The sequence below is a fragment of the Lysobacter sp. M15 genome, from assembly GCF_022662515.1.
Taxonomy (GTDB): Bacteria; Pseudomonadota; Gammaproteobacteria; order Xanthomonadales; family Xanthomonadaceae; genus JAKPBU01.
Map to the genome: position 1 here is coordinate 25,450 of NZ_JAKPBV010000013.1, position 19,463 is coordinate 44,912.

Annotated in this window: 15 protein-coding genes; 6 read left to right on the forward strand and 9 right to left on the reverse strand. The window is 68.0% G+C overall.

Annotation, left to right across the window (positions count from 1 at the left end; translation table 11 throughout):
• Nucleotides 1-32: 32 nt before the first annotated feature.
• Nucleotides 33-1,922 carry an arginine decarboxylase gene (gene speA, locus MC380_RS13595; RefSeq protein WP_242101915.1) on the reverse strand — a complete coding sequence of 630 codons (1,890 nt, stop codon included), beginning with the start codon at nt 1,920-1,922 and terminating at the stop codon, nt 33-35.
• A gap of 161 nt (nt 1,923-2,083) precedes the next feature.
• Here speA and speE point away from each other — a divergent pair, with 161 nt between their 5' ends.
• Nucleotides 2,084-2,941 (forward strand): polyamine aminopropyltransferase, encoded by an 858-nt coding sequence (gene speE, locus MC380_RS13600; protein ID WP_242165395.1) that lies wholly within the window; start codon nt 2,084-2,086, stop codon nt 2,939-2,941.
• Between the two features lie 37 nt (nt 2,942-2,978).
• Here the strand turns inward: speE and MC380_RS13605 are convergent, their stop codons facing one another.
• On the reverse strand, nt 2,979-4,088 hold the full coding sequence (locus tag MC380_RS13605; protein ID WP_242165397.1) for a hypothetical protein: 1,110 nt from the start codon (nt 4,086-4,088) through the stop codon (nt 2,979-2,981).
• Nucleotides 4,089-4,173: 85 nt separating this feature from the next.
• Nucleotides 4,174-4,512 carry a P-II family nitrogen regulator gene (locus MC380_RS13610; RefSeq protein WP_242101918.1) on the reverse strand — a complete coding sequence of 113 codons (339 nt, stop codon included), beginning with the start codon at nt 4,510-4,512 and terminating at the stop codon, nt 4,174-4,176.
• Nucleotides 4,513-4,671: 159 nt separating this feature from the next.
• On the opposite strand from MC380_RS13610, the gene MC380_RS13615 reads away from it, so the two are divergent.
• From MC380_RS13615 to MC380_RS13625, 3 genes are all read left to right on the forward strand, one after another.
• Nucleotides 4,672-4,935: an accessory factor UbiK family protein gene (locus MC380_RS13615; RefSeq protein WP_242165398.1), complete on the forward strand. Its 264-nt coding sequence runs from the start codon at nt 4,672-4,674 to the stop codon at nt 4,933-4,935.
• Nucleotides 4,936-4,945: 10 nt separating this feature from the next.
• Nucleotides 4,946-6,460 (forward strand): YifB family Mg chelatase-like AAA ATPase, encoded by a 1,515-nt coding sequence (locus MC380_RS13620; RefSeq protein ID WP_242101920.1) that lies wholly within the window; start codon nt 4,946-4,948, stop codon nt 6,458-6,460.
• A gap of 174 nt (nt 6,461-6,634) precedes the next feature.
• Complete coding sequence (locus MC380_RS13625; protein ID WP_343223585.1) at nt 6,635-8,365, forward strand: potassium/proton antiporter; 1,731 nt, start codon at nt 6,635-6,637, stop codon at nt 8,363-8,365.
• 61 nt (nt 8,366-8,426) lie between these two features.
• Here the strand turns inward: MC380_RS13625 and aceA are convergent, their stop codons facing one another.
• Both aceA and aceB read right to left on the reverse strand, forming a co-directional pair.
• Nucleotides 8,427-9,725 carry an isocitrate lyase gene (gene aceA / locus MC380_RS13630; protein ID WP_242101922.1) on the reverse strand — a complete coding sequence of 433 codons (1,299 nt, stop codon included), beginning with the start codon at nt 9,723-9,725 and terminating at the stop codon, nt 8,427-8,429.
• A 137-nt stretch (nt 9,726-9,862) separates the two neighbouring features.
• Nucleotides 9,863-11,491: a malate synthase A gene (gene aceB, locus MC380_RS13635; RefSeq protein WP_242165400.1), complete on the reverse strand. Its 1,629-nt coding sequence runs from the start codon at nt 11,489-11,491 to the stop codon at nt 9,863-9,865.
• Nucleotides 11,492-11,603: 112 nt separating this feature from the next.
• Here aceB and MC380_RS13640 point away from each other — a divergent pair, with 112 nt between their 5' ends.
• Both MC380_RS13640 and MC380_RS13645 read left to right on the forward strand, forming a co-directional pair.
• Complete coding sequence (locus MC380_RS13640; protein ID WP_242165401.1) at nt 11,604-12,569, forward strand: LysR family transcriptional regulator; 966 nt, start codon at nt 11,604-11,606, stop codon at nt 12,567-12,569.
• A gap of 75 nt (nt 12,570-12,644) precedes the next feature.
• Nucleotides 12,645-12,830: a hypothetical protein gene (locus MC380_RS13645; protein ID WP_242101925.1), complete on the forward strand. Its 186-nt coding sequence runs from the start codon at nt 12,645-12,647 to the stop codon at nt 12,828-12,830.
• Between the two features lie 18 nt (nt 12,831-12,848).
• Here MC380_RS13645 and MC380_RS13650 read toward each other — a convergent pair whose 3' ends face one another.
• The 4 genes from MC380_RS13650 to pbpC all read right to left on the reverse strand — a co-directional run bounded on the left by MC380_RS13650 (nt 12,849) and on the right by pbpC (nt 19,194).
• Nucleotides 12,849-14,324: a tetratricopeptide repeat protein gene (locus MC380_RS13650; protein WP_242165403.1), complete on the reverse strand. Its 1,476-nt coding sequence runs from the start codon at nt 14,322-14,324 to the stop codon at nt 12,849-12,851.
• Entirely contained in the window at nt 14,312-15,691 is a 1,380-nt protein-coding gene (locus MC380_RS13655; RefSeq protein ID WP_242101927.1) for a glycosyltransferase family 2 protein, read from the reverse strand. Before MC380_RS13655 ends, MC380_RS13650 begins: the two co-directional genes overlap by 13 nt.
• A complete protein-coding gene (locus MC380_RS13660; protein WP_242101928.1) occupies nt 15,645-16,673 on the reverse strand; it encodes an NAD-dependent epimerase/dehydratase family protein in 1,029 nt (342 codons plus the stop codon). Before MC380_RS13660 ends, MC380_RS13655 begins: the two co-directional genes overlap by 47 nt.
• A gap of 193 nt (nt 16,674-16,866) precedes the next feature.
• Complete coding sequence (gene pbpC, locus MC380_RS13665; RefSeq protein WP_242165405.1) at nt 16,867-19,194, reverse strand: penicillin-binding protein 1C; 2,328 nt, start codon at nt 19,192-19,194, stop codon at nt 16,867-16,869.
• Nucleotides 19,195-19,463 lie beyond the last annotated feature (269 nt).

Consider the following 19,463-nt stretch of genomic DNA (forward strand, 5'->3'; position numbering starts at 1 on the left):
CGCGATCAGGAAATCGGGAAGGGTGGAACGGATTACGCGATCGGCGAATCGTCGAGATAGGTGTACGCGGTCAGGCCGTTCTCCAGCGCCTCGTTGAGCCGCTGCGCCTCGGCCTTGGTCAGATCGGCGGCGCCGACCTTGGCCCGGTAGATCCGGCGCAGGTCGTCGAGCTTGTAGCCCACGTAGTCGAGCATCACGTCGGTGGTGTCGCCGCGGCGCTGCTGGCTGATCGCATAGCCTTCGCCGTCTACCTTCACCTCGATCGCATCGGTGTCGCCGAACAGGTTGTGGATGTCGCCCAGGATCTCCTGGTAGGCGCCGACCAGGAAGAAACCGAGCCGGTAGCTTTCGCCCTTGCGCAGCGCATGCAGCGGCAGCGAGCTGTCCAGGTCCTCGTTCTCGACGTAGGTATCGATCTTGCCGTCGGAATCGCAGGTCAGGTCGGCGATGATCCCGCGGCGCTCGGGCTGCTCGCCCAGGCGATCGATCGGCACGATCGGGAACACCTGGTCAATCGCCCACACGTCCGGCATCGATTCGAACACGCTGAAGTTGACGAAGTACTTGTCCACCAGGCGTTCGTTGAGCTCGTCGAGCAGGTCGCGATGGCTCTTCTCGTCGTAGGTCAGCCGCGCGCGCACCGCATGGGCGATCGCGTAGAACAGATCGTCGATGCGCGCGCGGTGCACCAGGTCCAGCTGGCCCAGGGCGTACAGCGACAAGCCCTCGGCATGCGCCTGCGCGGCTTCATGGAACAGCTCCACCGCCGGACGCGCGTCGAGCTCGCCATGGATCTCGCGCAGATGGCGGATCGGCGTGGGCTCGTCGTCGTGCGCCGGTGGAACCCGCCCTTCCGGCGCCTCCTCCACTTCCGAGACGTTGGTGACCAGCACCGCGTGGTGCGCGGTCATCGCACGACCGCATTCGGTCACCAGCCGCGGCGGGGTGATGCCATTAGCCTCGCAGGCCTCGGCCAGCGGCTGGATGATGCTGTTCGCATACTGCTGTAAACCGTAGTTGATCGAACAGAAGCTGCGTGAGCGCGTGCCTTCGTAATCGATGCCCAGGCCGCCGCCGACGTCCATATGGGTAATGTTCGCGCCCAGCTTGGACAGTTCCACGAAGTAGCGCGTCGCCTCGCGCATGCCGTTGGCGATATCGCGCACGTTGGAGATCTGCGAACCCATGTGGAAGTGGAGCAGGCCCAGCGTGTCGCTCATGCCCGCATCGCGCAGCTGCTTCCACAGATCGAGCAACTGACGCGGACTGAGCCCGAACTTGGCCTTGTCGCCACCGCTGTTCTGCCACTTGCCGGCGCCCAGTGAGGCCAGGCGCATGCGCACGCCGAGCCCTGGGGTCACCCCCAGCGCCTTGGCCTCTTCCATCACCAGCGGCAGTTCCGAAGGCTTCTCGATCACGATGAAGGTCTGCATGCCGAGCTTGCGGCCGATCAGCGCAAGGCGGATGTATTCGCGGTCCTTGTAACCGTTGCACACGATCAGCCCGCCCGGCCGTGACAGCGCCAGCACCGCCATCAGTTCCGGCTTGCTGCCCGCTTCCAGGCCGAAGCCGTCGCCATGGTGCGAGGCCAGCGTGCCGGCGACGCCCGCGTGCTGGTTGACCTTGATCGGGTACACGGCCGTGTAGCCGCCCGGGTAATCCCATTCTGATTGCGCCTGGGCGAAGGCCGCCTGCAGCTTGCGCAGGCGATCGCCGAGGATGTCGGGAAAGCGCACCAGCACCGGCAGGTTGCCGCCCTGCGCCAGCGACGTGTCTACCGCGTCGGCCAGGATGATGGACGGCCCCTCCGCGCCCTTGGGCCGCACGACGATGCGGCCGGCCTCGTCCACGTCGAAATAGCCCTCGGCCCAGTGCGGGATCGAATAGGTCTTGCGGGCGTGGTCGATCGACCAGGCAGTCATGGGCGGATCCGGGGCGAACAGGTGGACATTGTAGAGCGTGCGATGCGTCGTCGCGGCCGGCGTTCATGCAACGGGTTCGCAACCGCGCTTCGCTACAATCCGCATCCCGCTCCGGCGCTGGCTTTCATCGCACGCCCAGGCGCATCCCCACAGGCCGACCGATGACCGAACCACGCTGGCACTACGAACCCTTCGAACCCACCGGCTCGGCGATCGGTTTCCGCATCACCGGCAAGCTCGACGAGGTGCAATCCCCGTTCCAGAAGATCGAGATCTTCGGCTCCACCGACTGGGGCAACCTCATGCTGATCGACGGCGCGATGATGCTGACCGCGCGCGACAACTTCCTGTACCACGAGATGATCGCGCATCCGGCACTGTTCACCCACGCCGACCCGCAGCGCGTGGTGATCATCGGCGGCGGCGATTGCGGCACCCTGCGCGAGGTGCTCAAGCATCCGGGCGTGCGCAGCGCCACCCAGTGCGACATCGACGAGCAGGTCACGCGCATGGCGGAGAAATATTTTCCCGAGCTGTGCGAATCCAACGGCGACCCGCGCGCGGAGCTGCTGTTCGACGATGGCATCGCCTACATGGCCAACTGCGAACCGGGCAGCGTGGACGTGGTGATCGTGGATTCCACCGACCCGGTCGGCCCGGCCGAGGGCCTGTTCAACGCCGCGTTCTTCGCCAGCTGTCATCGCGCGCTGAAGGACGACGGCATCCTGGTGCAGCAGTCCGAATCGCCATTGATGCAACTGGAACTGATCAAGGCCATGCGCGCGGAAATGGGCAAGGCCGGCTTCGCCAGCTTCCAGACCATCCCGTTTCCGCAGCCCTGCTACCCGACCGGGTGGTGGAGCTGCACGATGGCGAAGAAAGCCGCCGGCGCGGGTTTCGGATTCCGCGAGGACGACGCGCGCAACAAAGCGTTCGACACGAAGTACTACACCGCCGACATCCACAAGGGCGCGGCTTCGCCGATCCCGTTCGTGGCGGCGGCGCTGGGCGGTTCTTGACCCGCCAATCCTGAAGGACCGTCCCCAAGGCCCGCGCCTACCGCGCGTGGGCGAAGAGGTACTTCTGCACATCCGGGTTGCCCTTGCGCCACATCACCGTGTCCAGGAAGTAGTGGTGCACGTTGATGAAGATCCAGAACAGGAAGAGGAAAAGCCCGGTTCCGAACAGCGCGTGATCGTAGGGAACGTGCCGGTTGAGGTAGCGCGGCAGCCACCAGAAGCCGAGGTAACCCAGGCCCAGGCCGATTGCGTAAAAGCCCGCCATGCGCAACTCGGGCAACATCTCATGCGGATGGATGGCGTGAATGCGGTTGCGCTCGTAGCGCCAGACCACCGCCAGGTACTGCAGCGAGTGGAACAGCGGGACCCAAAGCACCAGCACCGGATCGCGGATCAGCAGCCATACGTAGCCGCTGGCCGCGTACGCCAGCAGCCCGTTCCAGGCGATGGCGTCGCCACGCCGCTGTTTCCGCAGCAGGCGCCAGGCCAAGTCCAGGCCGCAGCCGATCGCGACCACGCAGGCCAGCCAGGCCAGCGGCGCGGGAATGGCGATGAACGCGTACTCGACACCCCAGTAGCTGCTCGCTACGCCGCCGAGCATGCGATTGAGCAGCAGCCATGAAAGCAACCAGACGGCGTAGGCGTTGCGCAGCAGTGCGCGCTTCTCGGCATCGGTAAACCAGGCCTGCTTGAACGCGGCATCCACCACCGCCATGCCGTAGCCCTGCTTGACGTAGTGCCATCCGACCAGGAAGAACATCAGATTGGTCATCAGACCGAGCGCGCGCGGCTGCCTTGCGGCGACGGCCCAGGCCATGACGGCAACCAGGACCACCGGCGCCACCACGCCGCAAAGCCAGTAACGCAGGCGCAGGTCGGGCGGATAGCTGGTCAACTTCGCACCGAACTCGCGGTAGAACAGTTGGTACGAATGCATGAAGTGCGGATTGTTGATGACGTGGGCCAGCGCCAGCGTGGTGCCGGCGGACCAGGCCCTTGCCCAGGCGGCATCGCCCATCGCCCAGCGAAGCGCGAGCAGCGCCAGCAGCGATCCGCCCCCCAACAGCAGGAAATCGGACACGGGCCCGTTGAGGTACCGGCGCGCAGCTGCCTTGTCGGGGGCAGCGGATCGCAGGATCGTGGACATCAATCGCCGAAGGGGAGAGCCCGGCTGGAGTGCGGCCACGCGATAGGTACCGACTCGTGTCCTTCAACCCGAAGCATCGGCGCGGTCACAGCGCATCCCCATCCAACTCCCCCGTGCGGATTCGCACCACCCGCTCCAGGTCCCAGACGAAGATCTTGCCGTCGCCGATCTTGCCGGTGCCGGCGGTTTTCATGATCGCCTCGACCACGGCGTCGACCTGGTCGTCGGTAATCGCGACCTCCAGCTTGATCTTGGGCAGGAAATCGACCACGTATTCCGCGCCGCGATAGAGCTCGGTATGGCCCTTCTGGCGGCCGAACCCCTTCACCTCGGTGGCGGTGATGCCGGCCACGCCGGCCTCGGCCAGCGCCTCGCGCACGTCATCGAGCTTGAACGGCTTGATGATGGCCATGACCATCTTCATGGGTCTGTCTCCTGCGTGGACCGGAACGCCGGGCCAGCATAAACGCTGACCGCCAGGGATTTTCGGATTTTTCCTAGGCCCCGACGCGGCATCGCCCGAGGGACGCGGCCCCGGCGCATACGCGAGGCTATGCCAAAGCCACTGCGATAGGATGACGCCATGATCGACCTGAGCCATATCGACGACCTCGCCCGCCGCCTGAGCAACCTGGTGCCGCCGGGCATGCGCGAAGGACGCGAGGAACTGCAGCAGAACTTCAAGGCCGTGCTCCAGGGCGGCCTGTCGAAGCTCGACCTGGTCACGCGCGAGGAATTCGACGTGCAGCGCGCGGTGCTGCTGCGCACGCGCGAGAAGCTCGAGCAACTGCAGCGCACGGTCGAGGCGCTCGAAGCGCAGCTCGGCGCCCAGCCGCCACAGCACTGACGCCGCCGCCATGGGTCTTGCGCTGGTGCACAGCCGTGCACGCGCCGGCGTGCGCGCGCCTGCGGTCACGGTGGAAGTGCACCTGGCCGGTGGACTGCCGCGGATGAATATCGTCGGCCTGCCCGAGGCGGCGGTACGCGAGGCCAAGGACCGGGTACGGTCTGCGATCGTTTGCGCGCAGTTCGAGTTTCCGGCCCGGGTCATCACCGTCAACCTGGCCCCGGCCGACCTGCCCAAGGACGGAGGCCGCTTCGACCTGCCCATCGCCTTGGGCGTGCTGGCCGCGAGCGGGCAGATCCCGCTCGAGGCATTGGCACGGTTCGAGTTCGTGGGCGAACTGGGCCTGACCGGCGAGTTGCGCCTTGTCGACGGCGCTTTGCCGGCTGCGCTCGAAGCCGCAAAGGCCGGTCGTACGCTGGTGGTGCCCGCACCCAACGGTGCCGAAGCCGCGCTCTCGCGCGACGGCGAGGTGCTGACCGCCCGCACCCTGCTGGAAGTCTGTGCCGCGCTCGTCGGCAGCCGTGCACTGCCGCACGCCGTCGCGCCCGCACCGGTGACTCCGCGCGGCCCCGACCTGGACGAAGTCCGTGGCCAGGCGCATGCACGACGCGCGCTCGAGATCGCCGCTGCCGGCAATCACCATCTGCTGCTGATCGGGCCACCCGGGTGCGGCAAGACACTCCTTGCCTCGCGCCTGCCCGGCATCCTGCCGCAGGCCGGCGAAGCCGAAGCGCTGGAAGCCGCGGCCATCGCTTCGGTCAGCGGTCGCGGCCTGGACCCGTCGCGCTGGCTGGAACGTCCCTATCGCGCACCCCACCACACCGCCAGCGCGGTCGCCCTGGTCGGTGGCGGCGCATTGCCGCGTCCGGGCGAGATCTCTCTGGCCCACCACGGCGTGCTGTTCCTGGACGAATTGCCCGAGTGGGACCGTCGCGCGCTGGAGGTGCTGCGCGAGCCGCTGGAATCGGGCGTGGTGACGATTTCGAGGGCGGCGCGGCAATGCGAGTTCCCGGCGCGGTTCCAGCTGGTGGCCGCCATGAATCCATGCCCCTGCGGCTGGGCCGGCGACCCCTCCGGCCGCTGCCGCTGCAGCGGCGAAGCGATCCAGCGCTATCGCGCGCGGATTTCCGGTCCGTTGCTGGACCGGATCGATCTGCAGATCGAAGTGCCGCGTCTGCCGCCGGCGGATCTGCGCCCGGGCGGCGTGCCGGCGGAATCGAGCGCAACCGTGCGCACGCGGGTCGAAGCGGCACGCGCCCTGCAGCTCGTACGCGCGGGCAAGGCCAACGCGCAGCTCGGCCAGGCGGAAACGATGCTTACGTGCACCCTGTCAGAACACGACCAGCGCCTGCTCGAACAGGCGGTCGAAGCGATGCAGCTGTCGGCGCGTTCGATGCACCGAATCCTGCGCGTGGCACGCACCATCGCCGATCTCGCGGGCAGCGAATCCATCGTCACCGCGCACCTGACTGAAGCGATCGGCTACCGCCGGCTGGAGCGCGGGCCGGGCCGGCTTGCCGCCTAGCTGCTCGCGCCGTCGCGGTTCCGGCCCGCGGGGTTCGTCGTGTCGCCGGGGTCGGCAGCGCCCTTCATCACCGGCGCATCGATCGCCGCGGATGCAACGCCGTAACCGTGCAGTGCCTATGATGGAACGATCCCCCGCACGGCATCGCCCGCCACTCTGGACAGTCTGCACGCCATCGACCAGCGCCTGCTTGCCGGTGCGCTGCTGATCCTCGCCGGCATCGCCTCGTCGTTGCTGGCGCGCCGGTTCGGCGCGCCGTTGCTGCTGGTGTTCCTGGTCCTTGGCCTGCTGCTGGGCGTGGACGGCCCGGGCGGCATCCGTTACGACGATGCGCATCTCACCTACCTGGTCGGCGCGCTCGCGCTGGCCATGATCCTGTTCGACGGCGGCCTGCGCACGCAGGCACGTCAGGTCAGAGGCGCGGTGGCGCCGTCGCTGGTCCTCGCATCGGTGGGCGTGCTGTTGACCGCCGCGCTGACCGCGGTGGCAGCGCACTACCTGCTCGATCTGTCGCCGCTGCGCGCGTTGCTGCTCGGCACCGTGCTCGCCTCCACCGACGCCGCCGCGGTGTTCTTCCTGCTGCGCGCGGGCGGCCTGCACCTGGAGCGACGGACCGGCAGCACGCTGGAGATCGAATCGGGCGCCAACGATCCGGTCGCCGTGTTCCTGACCATCGCCCTGACCGGCTGGCTTGCGGGGACACAGGCCGGCGGCGTCGGATGGGTCGTGGTCCAGGTGGCGTGGGCGCTGGTGGGCGGCGTGCTGTTCGGCTACGTCGGCGGGCGCCTGATCGTGTCCGCGCTCAATCACCTGTCGCTGCCGTCGGGTCTGCATCCCTGGTTGGCGATGGCGGGGGCACTGAGCGTGTTCGCGCTCGCCAACCTGGTCTACGCCAGCGGTTATCTCGCCGTGTATCTGGCCGGCGTCGTGGTCGCCAACCGGCCGGTGCGTGCGCGCAGCGAAGTGATGTCGGTGCAGGACGCCGCGACCTGGTTCGCGCAGCTGACCATGTTCCTGCTGCTGGGCCTGCTCGCAACGCCCAGCCGCCTGGTGGACTATCTCTGGCCTTCGCTGGGCGTGGCGGCGTTCCTGATGTTCGTGGCGCGTCCGCTCGTCGTCGCGCTATGCCTGGCTCCGTTCCGCTATCGCCTCGGCGAAATCGGATTCATTTCGTGGGTGGGTCTGCGCGGTGCGGTGGGGATCTTCCTGGCATCCATTCCGCTGCTGGCGAAGCTGCCCAATGCATGGCTGTTCTTCAACGTCGCCTTCGTGGTGGTGCTGGTATCGCTGATCGTGCAGGGCTGGAGCCTGGCTCGCGCCGCGCACTGGTTCGGCGTCGCGGTGCCGCGCAACGATCCCGATACGCGCCGGATCCAGCTCGACCTGCCCGGACAGCTGGATTACGACATGGTCGGGTACCGGATCACGCCCGGCAGCGCCGTGCTGCGCGGCCATGCGTTGCCGGCCAGCGTGCGTCTGGCGATGGTGGTGCGGGAGGGCAAGGTCCTGTTGCCCGAAACGGTCGGGGCGCTCGCATCGCAGGACTACGCCTACTTCCTCGCTCCGACCGGGCAGGCGCGGCGCCTGGACTGGCTGTTCGCTGAAGGCCGCGACGCCAGCGATGCCGAACGGGACATGTTCGGCATGTTCCAGCTGCCGGGCGACGTGCCCCTGGGGGAACTGGCGAAGTTCTACGGCCTGCGGATCCCCGAGCACTATCTCGCGCGGACCGCGGCGGACCTGTTCGACGAGCGCTTCGACGAAGCGCCGCAGGTCGGCGACCGGCTTGCATTGGGACGCGCACTGATGGTGGTGCGTGAACTCAAGGACGATCAGGTGACCCGGGTCGGGCTGAAATTCACCAGCGTCGGCGAACAGCTGCTGACCGGCGGCCCGAAGCGCTGAGCATTCCGTCCACCGGCGAGGGACGCCAGGCGCAGGCGTCTGGCGTCCCGCACCGCCGCAATCAGGCCGCGACGCGCTCGGACTGGAACTGCTCCTCCTCGGTCGAACCGGTCAACGCCACCGTGGACGACTTGCCTCCCTGGATCGTCTGGGTGACCGCGTCGAAGTAGCCGGTGCCGACTTCGCGCTGGTGCTTGACCGCGGTGAAGCCGCGTTCGGCTGCGGCGAACTCGGCCTCCTGCAGTTCGACGAACGCGCTCATCTGGCGGCGCGCATAGCCGTGCGCCAGGTGGAACATGCCGTAGTTGAGGCTGTGGAAACCGGCCAGGGTGATGAACTGGAAGCGATAGCCCATCGCAGCGAGCTCGGTCTGGAACTTCGCGATCGTCGCGTCGTCGAGGTTCTTCTTCCAGTTGAAGCTGGGCGAGCAGTTGTAGGCCAGCAGCTTGCCGGGGTACTTCGCATGGATGGCCTCGGCGAACCTGCGGGCGAACTCGAGGTCGGGCTTGCCGGTCTCGCACCACACCAGGTCGGCGTACGGCGCGTAGGCCAGGCCGCGCGAGATCGCCTGGTCCAGGCCATTGCGGGTCTTGTAGAAACCCTCGACCGTGCGTTCGCCGGTGCAGAACGTGCGGTCGTTGGGATCGATGTCGCTGGTGAGCAGGTCGGCGGCCTCGGCGTCGGTCCGCGCCACGATCAGGGTCGGCACGCCCATCACGTCGGCGGCCAGGCGCGCGGCCGTGAGCTTTTCGATCGCCTCGCGCGTGGGCACCAGCACCTTGCCGCCCATGTGTCCGCACTTCTTGACCGAGGCGAGCTGGTCCTCGAAGTGCACGCCGGCCGCGCCGGCCTCGATCATCGCCTTCATCAGTTCGAAGGCGTTGAGCACGCCGCCGAAGCCGGCTTCGGCATCGGCCACGATCGGCTGCAGGTAATCGATGCTGTCGTCGCCCTCGGCATGGCTGAGCTGGTCGGCGCGCAGCAGGGTGTTGTTGATGCGCTTGACCACCTGCGGCACCGAGTTGGCCGGATACAGCGACTGGTCGGGATACATCTCGCCGGCCAGGTTGGCATCGGCGGCGACCTGCCAGCCGCTGAGATAGATCGCCTTCAATCCGGCCTTGACCTGCTGCATCGCCTGGTTGCCGGTGAGCGCGCCGAGCGCGTTGACGAAGGTCTCGCCGTGCAGCGACTTCCACAGCTTTTCCGCGCCCTGGCGGGCGATGGAATGCTCGACTGCGATCGTGCCGCGCAGCCGCACCACTTCCTCGGCGGAGTAGCTGCGGGTAACGCCGGCCCAGCGTGGGTTGTTGGTCCAGTCCATGCGCAGCTGTTCGGCGGTGGGGAGCGTGGTTTTCATGGCATGAATCCTTGGTTGGCACAGCGATGGGTTTGTAGGAGCGCCGCTTCGGCGCGACAACGACTCGGCTCCATCCGATTCCAAGGCCGCTGCGGCGGCCTGGGAGCAGTCGCGACGGCAGTGGTGTCGCGGCGCGGTCAATCGATGAGGTCGTACGCGGGCAGGGTGAGGAAGTCCTCGAGGGTGTCGCTCACGGTCAGCCGTTCGAGCAAGGCGATCGCCTGCGGCACCTGGTCCGCGCCGGGCATCGCCTCGCCGGCCAGCTTCGAAGGCAGGTTCAGCAGCGCGCGATCGAGGAGCACGCCATCGATCGGCGTGCCGTCGTCCAGCTGCAGGCTCCCGTGGTGGAGCCATTGCCATAGCTGGGTGCGCGCGATCTCCGCGGTCGCCGCGTCCTCCATCAGCCAGTGGATCGGGACGCAGCCGTTGCCCGCCAGCCACGCGGCCAGGTAGCGCACGCAGACCTCGATGTTGTTCTCGAAACCGGCGCGGGTGATCGTGCCCAGCGACGGGCGCAGCAGGTCGTCGCGGGTGACCGACACGTCCTCGCGCAGCACCGCGTGCTGGTTCGGTTGCGGCATGTGCGCATCGAACACCTCGCGCGCGATCGGGATCAGCGCCGGATGCGCGACCCAGGTGCCGTCATGACCCGCACCGACTTCGCGCAGCTTGTCGGCACGGACGCGTTCGAGCGCCGCCGCGTTCGCTTCCGGGTCGCCCGCGATCGGGATCTGCGCGGCCATTCCACCCATCGCGTGCGCGCCGCGACGGTGGCAGGTGCGCACCAGCAGTTCCGAGTACGCCTTGAGAAACGGCTGGGTCATCGTCACCTGCCCGCGTTCGGGCAGCACCCGGTCGCGGTGCGTGCGCAGGGTCTTGAGGTAGGAAAAGATGTAGTCCCAGCGCCCGCAGTTGAGCCCCACGATGCGGGTACGCAGCGCGTGCAGGATCTCGTCCATCTCGAACGCGGCCGGCAGCGTCTCGATCAGCACGGTCACCTTGATCTGCCCGGCCGGCAGCCCCAGCGCCGCTTCGATGTGCCCCAGCACGTCCTGCCACAGCGCCGCCTCTTCCATCGACTGCAGCTTGGGCAGGTAGAAGTACGGTCCGCGATCCTTCGCCGCGAGCGCATGCGCATTGTGGAAACAGAACAGACCCGCATCGAACAGCGCGCCGGACAGGCGCTCGCCATCGACCAGCACGTGCTTCTCGTCCAGGTGCCAGCCGCGCGGGCGCACGATCAGCACCGCCTGCTCGGCCTCCGGGCGCAGCGCGTAATGCCTGTTTGAAGCCGGCTTGTTTGAAGCCGGCTTGCCCGCCTCGCTGGCGAAGGTGAGGGTTCCGGCGATGGCCTCGCGCAGCGCCTGCTGGCCGGCGACGAGGTTGGCCCAGGTCGGCGAGGTCGAATCCTCGAAGTCGGCCATGTAGCAGTTGGCGCCGGAGTTGAGCGCGTTGATGACCATCTTCGGGTCGACCGGCCCGGTGATCTCGACCCGGCGGTCCTGCAGCGCGGCCGGGATCGGGGCCACCCGCCACTCGCCCGCGCGGATGGCGGCGGTGTCGGCCCGGAAGTCGGGCAGCGCGCCGGCATCGAACGCCTGCTGCCGGCGACGGCGCTCGGCCAGCAGCTCACGCCGCCTGGCGTCGAAGGCCTGGTGCAGCGCGGCGAGGAAGCCGGTCGCGGCCGGGGTCAGGAGCGCAGCCTGGTCCGGGGCGATTCCCGAGACGGTGACCTGTGGCGCGGGCGTTTGCAGGACTGCCGACATTCCGTGCTGCTCCGTATTGTTGCGGAGCAGCACCATCCTCCCCAATGACAGTATTTGACAAGACAGAGTTATCAATACATATCATCAATTTACCAAATACAAACTGCTTAACATGGCCAAATCGCCCTCCCAGCCCCGTTTTTCCTACAAGGGGAGCCGTCTCAAGCCGCTGCGGGCGTTCTGCCAGGTGGCCCGCCTGGGGTCGGTTTCACGCGCGGCCGAGGCGCTGTACCTGAGCCAGCCGGCCGTGACTCTGCAGCTGCAGGCGCTGGAACGCGAGGTCGGCCAGCGACTGCTGGAACGCAACGGGCGGCGCCTGGCCCTGACCCGCGAGGGCGAAATCCTGTACGAGCTGGCGCGGCCGCTGGTCGAGGGCATGGACGGGCTGGAAGCCACGTTTCGCGAGCGCCTGCAGGGGCTCGACGCCGGCGATCTCAACGTCGCCGCCGGCAGCTCGACCATCCTCTACCTGCTGCCGCAGATCGTGGCCCGCTTCCGCCAGGCCCATGCCGACGTGCGCCTGTCGCTGCACAACGTCACCGGCGCGGGCGGCCTGGACCTGCTGCGCTCGGACGCGGTCGACCTGGCGGTGGGGTCGATGCTCGACGTCCCCAGCGATCTCGACTACCTGCCGGTCTATCGCTTCGAGCCGATGCTGATCATGCCGCCGGGGCATCCACTGGCGGACAAGGCGGAGATCGCGCTCGCCGACCTGTCGCCCTATGGCCTGATCCTGCCGCCGCAGCGCCTGACTACCTACCGGATGGTCGACCTGGTGTTCCAGCAGGCGCGCGTGCCCTACACCGTTGCGCTGGAAGTGGGCGGCTGGGAGGTGATCAAACAGTACGTCGCCATGGGCATGGGCATCTCCATCGTCACCGCGATCTGCCTGACCGAGGCCGATCGCGCGCGGCTGGTGTCGCGTTCGCTGGCGAATTTCTTCCCCGCCCGCAGCTACGGCGTGGTGATGCGCAAGGGCAAGTTCCTCTCGCCGCAGGCGCGCGCATTCGTCTCGCTGATCAAACCCGAGCTGTTCACCCCGCGCGATGCCTATGCCGGTGGTCCGTCGGAACGCTGAGGCGCCGCACTGAAGCACGGCCACGGCCGCTCAGGCGTCCGCGTTGCGTTGTTGGATGGAACAGGGGGATCACCGATGAAGAACCACAATCCGGCCGGCGGCCACATCAGGTTCGCCAGCCTTACGCAACGGCTGCTGTCAGGCGTAGTCCTGCTGACGCTGGCTGCACTGATCTGGCTCGCGTGGAGCGGGCGCTACGACCGCGAAGTCAACCGGCTGGCGGCCTGGATCAGCCAGCAATACCACGCGATCGTTCGCTGAGTACCCGGATCGCCGCCCTTATGGGCAGCGATCCGCGCGCAGTTCGCAGAAGCGGTAGCGCAGGGCCAGGCCGAAGTTGCGGCCCTCGTAGCGACCGAACTCGTTGAGCCGTTCGCTGTAGCCCGCGCGCGCCACCAGCTGCCAGCGGGTGAAGATGCCCAGGGTCAGCTCCGCGCTGACGTCGCTGGCGCGCTTCCAGCTGTCGAAGGTGTCGTCGCGCTGCACGCCCACCGCGGCGGCCAGATACAGGCCGGCTTCCTCCGAGAGCTTGATGTAGCTCGACGCCATCGGCGCCAGCCGCACGTAACGGTCGGGACTGTAGTAGCCGTTGCCGGTATCGCGGGAATTGCCCTGCCACTCCAGCTGCGCGCCCAGATCCAGATTGGCGCGCGGGCCGCGATGGAACGCGCGACGGTATTCGGCGTCCAGCGTATGGCGGCGGTTGCCGTCGTTGAAGTCGTCGAAACCCAGGCGCGTGGTGACCGCGTCGCGCAGGCTGGGCTGCCATTGCAGGTTGGCGGCGGCCCCCGTGCGCATCACGCCGAGCGAAAGCGCGCGCGGCGAGGCCGCGACACGATCGCGATCCACCGACAGCGCGTACCCGAAGGTATCGCTGGCCTGGTGGCTCAGGGCCAGCTGGCCGATGGTGTCGTCGTCGTCGAAGCCGTTGTCGCCGTCCAGCGCCGAACGCCCCAGCCACAGATCCACGGCCACGTCCGGCGTGGCCGAATAGCGCACACCGACCTGGGCACGGGTCTCGTCCAGCGAATCGCCGCCATTGACCGGCGCGAACGGGCCGGTCACCGGCGCGGAATGGTCGCGCCTGGCACCGGCGGCCATCACCCGCCAGGCATCGGACAGACGCAGGCTCCCTTCCAGGCCGACGCTGCGGATCTCGATGTCATCCGAATCCTCGTACACCGAGGCCGGCAGCCCGACCGACGAGAACAGCGGAAGCCGGACCGACTTGGTCAGCGACCGGCTGTCGGGCCCATCGGGCTGCAGACGGCGCACGGTCTCGAGCGGCGGCAGCGCGGATTCCGGCCGATGCCCCAGACGTTCGGCCAGCGCCTGGGTCCAGGCGTAGTCGTATTCGTCCGGCGCGGCTTCGTACAGGGGCGTGTTGAGTGCGAGCGCGGCGTCGCGACGCCCGGCCCAGGCCATCACCCGTGCCCGCACGGCGCGCGCGTCGTCGTCGTCGGCGCCCAGTGCATCGAGCGCCTCGATCGCCGCGGCGTAATCGCCGTTCCAGGACAGGTAACGCGCACGGTCCAGCCGCGCCGCGCGGTCGTCGGGATAGGCCGCAAGGTGCTGGTCCATCAGCCGCAATGCTTCGGTGGTGCGCCCGGCCCATGCGGCCTCGCGCGCCTGCTGCGCGATGTCGGCTTCCTGCGCGCCGGCGGGCGCCAGGCACAGGGCCAGTGCACAGGCGGTTGCGGAAACCAGAATGCGCCGGCGGAACGGGCTGCGTTGGAGCTGGCTTACTTGCGCCATTTGCGGTTCCCCGTGATCCACAGATCGATTGCGAAGCGGCTGATGGTGATGGTGTCGGCCAGGATCATCGCGTAGCGCACCGGGGTCATTACGATGCCCTTGAGCACCATCTCCAGGCGGCGACCCGTGCCGACCGTGAACAGCACGGCCAGCGACACGATGACCTCGGCGATGAGCGTCACCGCCAACGGTTCCCACATCCGCAGGATGGTCATGACGATCAGCGCGGTGGGAAAACCGATCTTCTCGATCGCCGACAGCAGCATCGCCCAGCCCACCGGACGGCCGTATTCCTTCGTGTACTGGTCGCCGAACGGCTGCCGGTACTGCTCCTTGATCAGCCGCAGCTCCTCGATCCCGCGCTGCTTGTCCTTGCGCCTCTTGCGCCAGCGCTTGAACGACTTGAACGGCGAGCGCAGCAGCGGATCGAAGTAGTAGCAGCTCTGCAGGAACGAGGACGACCACAGGTAGACCTGGCGCGGCAGCCGCTGCACTTCCGGCTCTTCCGAGCGGGCCTGCACGTCCTGCAGCTGGATGTTGCGGTAGCCCTCGTTGTTGAGGGCGAAGCCAATGAAGATGTCTTCGGAGTTGGTCAGGTCATCGCCGAAGATCGGTTCGTACCGATCGAACAGGTCCTTGATGTACTTGCGGCGATAGGCCACCGCGCAGCCCACCGGGTTGGTGATGCTGCCGAAGAACACCATCTGGCCCTTGTAGACGAACCTCTGCAGGAACATGTACAGGCATTCGCGGTAGGCGTTGGTGATCCACCACCACAACGAATGCAGCAGGCCGCGACGGCGGTGCGGGTCGTCGTAGGTCGGCGCGCCGTGCCAGCGCTGGAACTCCTCGCTCTGCGCCAGCTCGTGCCGGTCCTTCGGCCGCATCGGCAGCACGACGCCGCAGGCGCTGGCGATGCCGATGCCCTGGTAGAGCTCCTGCACGCAGCGCTCGATGTAGTCGGGCGATTCGAGGAAGGTGTCGCCGTCGAGGATGAACTCGACGTCGGAATCGAATTCGCGCGCCTGGCGCTTGATCGTGGGCGTCTTGCCGATGGACGAGTTGCGCTCGATCACGACCAGGTCCAGGCCTGCGGCCTGCGCGTATTCGCGCGCACGCGGCACCGTCTGGTCCTTGGAGCCGTCCTCGACCAGGATGATCTGGCGCGGGCGCACCGTCTGGCGCGCGAGCGACGCCAGGCAGTGGATGATGTTGTCTTCTTCCTTGTACGCAGGCACGACAACATCCACCACCGCCGTCCGCCAGTCCTCGGCGGGCGTCGGGATGGTCTTGTCGGGCCCGCGCAGCAGGCCGATCGCGCTAAGCAGCGCGTTCGGACTTAGTACGAACCAGGGTGCAGTGGCCATCTTTTTCCCCCGCCATGTTGCGGCGTTCTGTGGCGATCAAATCGTCGATCGTGTCTTCAAGCTTGTGGCGGTGATGGAACCCGGTGAGCGTGCGCAGCCGCGCCAGGTCGGGACGACGACGACGGATGTCTTCGAAATCTTCGCCATAGGCTTCGCGCAGCGGTACGTCCTTGATCACCGAGTTGCTTTGTGCGCGCTCGATCACCAGCTTGGCCAGGTCACGAATGCTGATCTCGCGGTCGTTGCCGACGTTGGCGGTGACCGTCTGCCGGCCGGCGTGGGTGGCCAGCGAATCGAGCGCGACCACGGTATCACGCACGTCGCAGAACGAGCGGGTCTGCAAGCCACCACCGAACACGGTGATCGGCTCGTTGCGCACCGCCTGGGCGACGAAGCGCGGCACGACCATGCCGTAACGCCCGACCTGGCGTGGACCGATGGTGTTGAAGAAGCGCGACACGACCGCGGGGATGCCGAAGCGCTGCGCATAGGACAGGCCCAGCGCCTCGTCGGCGATCTTGCTGACCGAATAGCCCCAGCGCGTGCCCGCGCGAGTGCTGACGGTCAGGTCCTGGTCTTCGTGCAGGATGTGTTCGTCGTTGTGGCCGTACACCTCGGAACTCGAGGCGATGACCACCTGCGGCTTCCAGCCACCGTCATGGGCGGCGCGCAGCAGGCGCTCGGTACCGGCGATGTTGGTCGCCAGGACCTTGGTCGGCTCGGCGATGACGCGATACACGCCCACGACCGCAGCCAGGTGATAGACACGGTCCGCCCAGCCCACGACGTGGCCCAGGCGGTCCCAGGTCAGCACGTCGGCCTGTTCGAACCGGAACAGCGGATTGTCTTCGTGCGCGATCAGGTTGGCGCGCACGCCAGTGGACAGGTCGTCCACGACCATGACCTGGTCGCCACGCGCCAGATGGAGGTCCACCAGGTGTGAACCGATGAAACCGGCGCCGCCGGTAATCAGGATATGCATTGCGCCCCCAAGGAAGGTGTGCCCGGGTCGCAGCGCGACCGGCCCGAGCAATGACGCAAGCTTTGTGCCAATCCGGTCACAGTCCCTGGATGGGCACATGGGCGCGGCCCGCGGCGGGCAGTCGCCTGGACCGCGAACCGGGGTTCTGCCGGGCGCTTGCGGGTGAACTGGGTCACAAATTGACCCTGGGCGACTAACGCTCGACCGCGATCTCGACGTTCCGGGCATCGACCCGGCCGTGGTCGTCGACCACCGAGAGCTTGAACCGCCCCTCGCGTTCAGGAATCCACTGGGCACTGCCGCCGCGCGTGGTCGTGGCGATATAGCTATTGCCGGCGAACCAGAACGCCCGCGACACGTCGGCATCGAGCGTGGCCCGCAACTCGATTGCCGATTCCCGCGGTCGCGAGAGCCGCAGCACGTAGCGCGTCGCGCGCAGCGGCGACTGGATACGCGGGGCGTCGCCGACGCCGACGTCGGCCACATCGGCGCAGTCCGCATTGACCGGCGGCGCACGGCGCGGAATGCCGGCCTGGGCGAAGGCCTGCATCAGGTCCGATGGCCAGAACTCGAACACCTGCATGCGCATCCGCGCCGGATCGAACGGGCCGCAGGCGGCCTGGCCGGTGACGCTGTCGACCGCGATCGCGCGGTGCACGGTGCTGGTGCGGATCGGCGACTTGCCCGGGATGAACCAGGTCCAGCCGCGCTGCGGGCACCAGGCATTCGGCAGGTCGCCGCTGGCCCGGCACACCTCGACCCGCTTCAGGTTCAGCGGCCAGCGTCGCGGCGGCTCGGCCAAGTCCACCCGCGCGGCGCGCAGCCCGTCGACGATCGAGAAGAACAGCGGCGCGGCCATGTCCACGCCGACCAGGGCCGGGTTCGGCGCGCCGTCGAAATTGCCCAGCCACACCGCCAGCACGTAAGGGCCGACCACGCCCACGCTCCAGGCGTCGCGGAATCCCCAGGAGGTTCCGGTCTTCCACGCGATCGGCTGCTCGCGCAGGCCGCTGGTCGCATGCGCGTCGGGGCGAGGACCGCGCCGCAGCATGTCGCGCACGATGTAGGCCGCCTCGGCGCTGAGCAGCGCGGTGCCGCCTGCCTGCGGATCTTCCTTGCGCAGGCGCAATGGCTTGAGCAGGCCGTCGTTGCCGAGCATGGCGTACAGCCGCGCGAGTTCTTCCATGGTCACCTCGCCGCCACCGAGCACCAGCGCAAGGCCGTAATGGCCCTCGCTGGCCATGCGCGCGATGCCGGCGTCGCGCAGGAACTGGTAGAAGCCGGGTTGCTGCAGCTGGGCGGCGACCGTCACCGCGGGGATGTTGCGGCTGCGCACCAGCGCGTCGGCCGCCGTGACCGGGCCGAGGAAGCGGCCATCGAAGTTCTCCGGCGTATACGGGCCGAATGCGCTGGGTACGTCGCGCAGCACCGTGGCCGGGTGCAGCACCCCTTGGTCCAGGGCGAGTGCATAGATGAAAGGCTTCAGCGTGGAACCCGGCGAGCGCTTGCCCGCCGCGCCGTTCACCTGGCCGTGGAGACTGTCGTCGAAGTAGTTGGCCGAGCCGACCAGCGCGCGCACGCCCATGTCGCGCGTGTCCACCAGCATCGCCACGGCATTGCGCACGCCGCGCGTGCGCGCGCGCTGGATATGGCTGCGCACGCGGCTTTCCAGCAGGCGCTGCAGGCGCAGGTCCAGGGTCGTATCGATGCGCGGGCCGGCCTGCGGGTGCAGGAAGCGCTCGCCCAGCACCTGCTCCACGAAATGCGGCGCAGCGAACGGCAGGCCGCGCGGCGTGCGCAGTGTGATCGGCAGGGCCATCGACGCGTCCTGGGCGGCGTCGCTGGCGTGCTTCGTCTTCCAGCGCGCATACAGCCGGGCCCGCGCGGCGGCCAGGCCGGCTCCGGCATAGCTGTCGCCGCGTTCGGCATCGCGTCGCAGCCGCCCGCGCCGGGTCGGCGCCTGCGGCATCACCGCCAGCGTCAGCGCCTCGGGCAGGGTCAGGGCGGCGGCGGGCTTGTCGAAATAGATCAGGCTGGCCGCGCCCACGCCCTCGATGTTGCCGCCGTACGGCGCCAGGTTGAGGTAGGCCTCGAGGATGTCGTCCTTCGAGTAGCCGGCCTCCAGCTGCAACGCCCGCGCGATCTGCACCAGCTTGCCGCCTGGCGAGCGGGTCTGCAGCCTCCAGCGCAGGCGCGCCAGCTGCATGGTGATGGTCGAGCCGCCCACGCGCGCGCCGCCGCCGGCATACGTGGTCCACGCCGCGCGCAGCAGGCTGGCCGGATTCACGCCCGGATGCCGGTAGAACCACGCGTCCTCGTGCAGCAGCACCGCATCGCGCAACGTCTGCGGCATCTCCTGCAAAGGCAGCCACAGCCGATAGCGCTGGTCGTCGGCCAGCACCAGACGCAGCAGCCGCCCATTGGCATCGTAGACAGCGGTGGACTGCGGCTGCGCATCGGAGAGCGGGGGCCGCGGCCAAAGGCGCACGGCCGCCAGCATGAGCAGCAGTGCGCCGGCCACCACGACAGTGATGCGCAGCCACCGCCTCCAGCGCGGAGGGCGGCCGGTGCGACGATCAGGCGTGGCGACGGAAGCGGGGTTTGACACCCGCGAATCTTAGGCGCAGCCCCGGACTTGCGTCCGCTGGGCGACGCGGGCATCCGGCGCATCGGCGGCCAGGCCCGAGATGGCCGCGCAATCAATCACTTATGAGTTATTTTCACTCATCGCCAAGTCCTTTTTGCTCAGCGCCGAGTGTTTTTGTCTCAACGCGGAGTGATTTTTGCTCA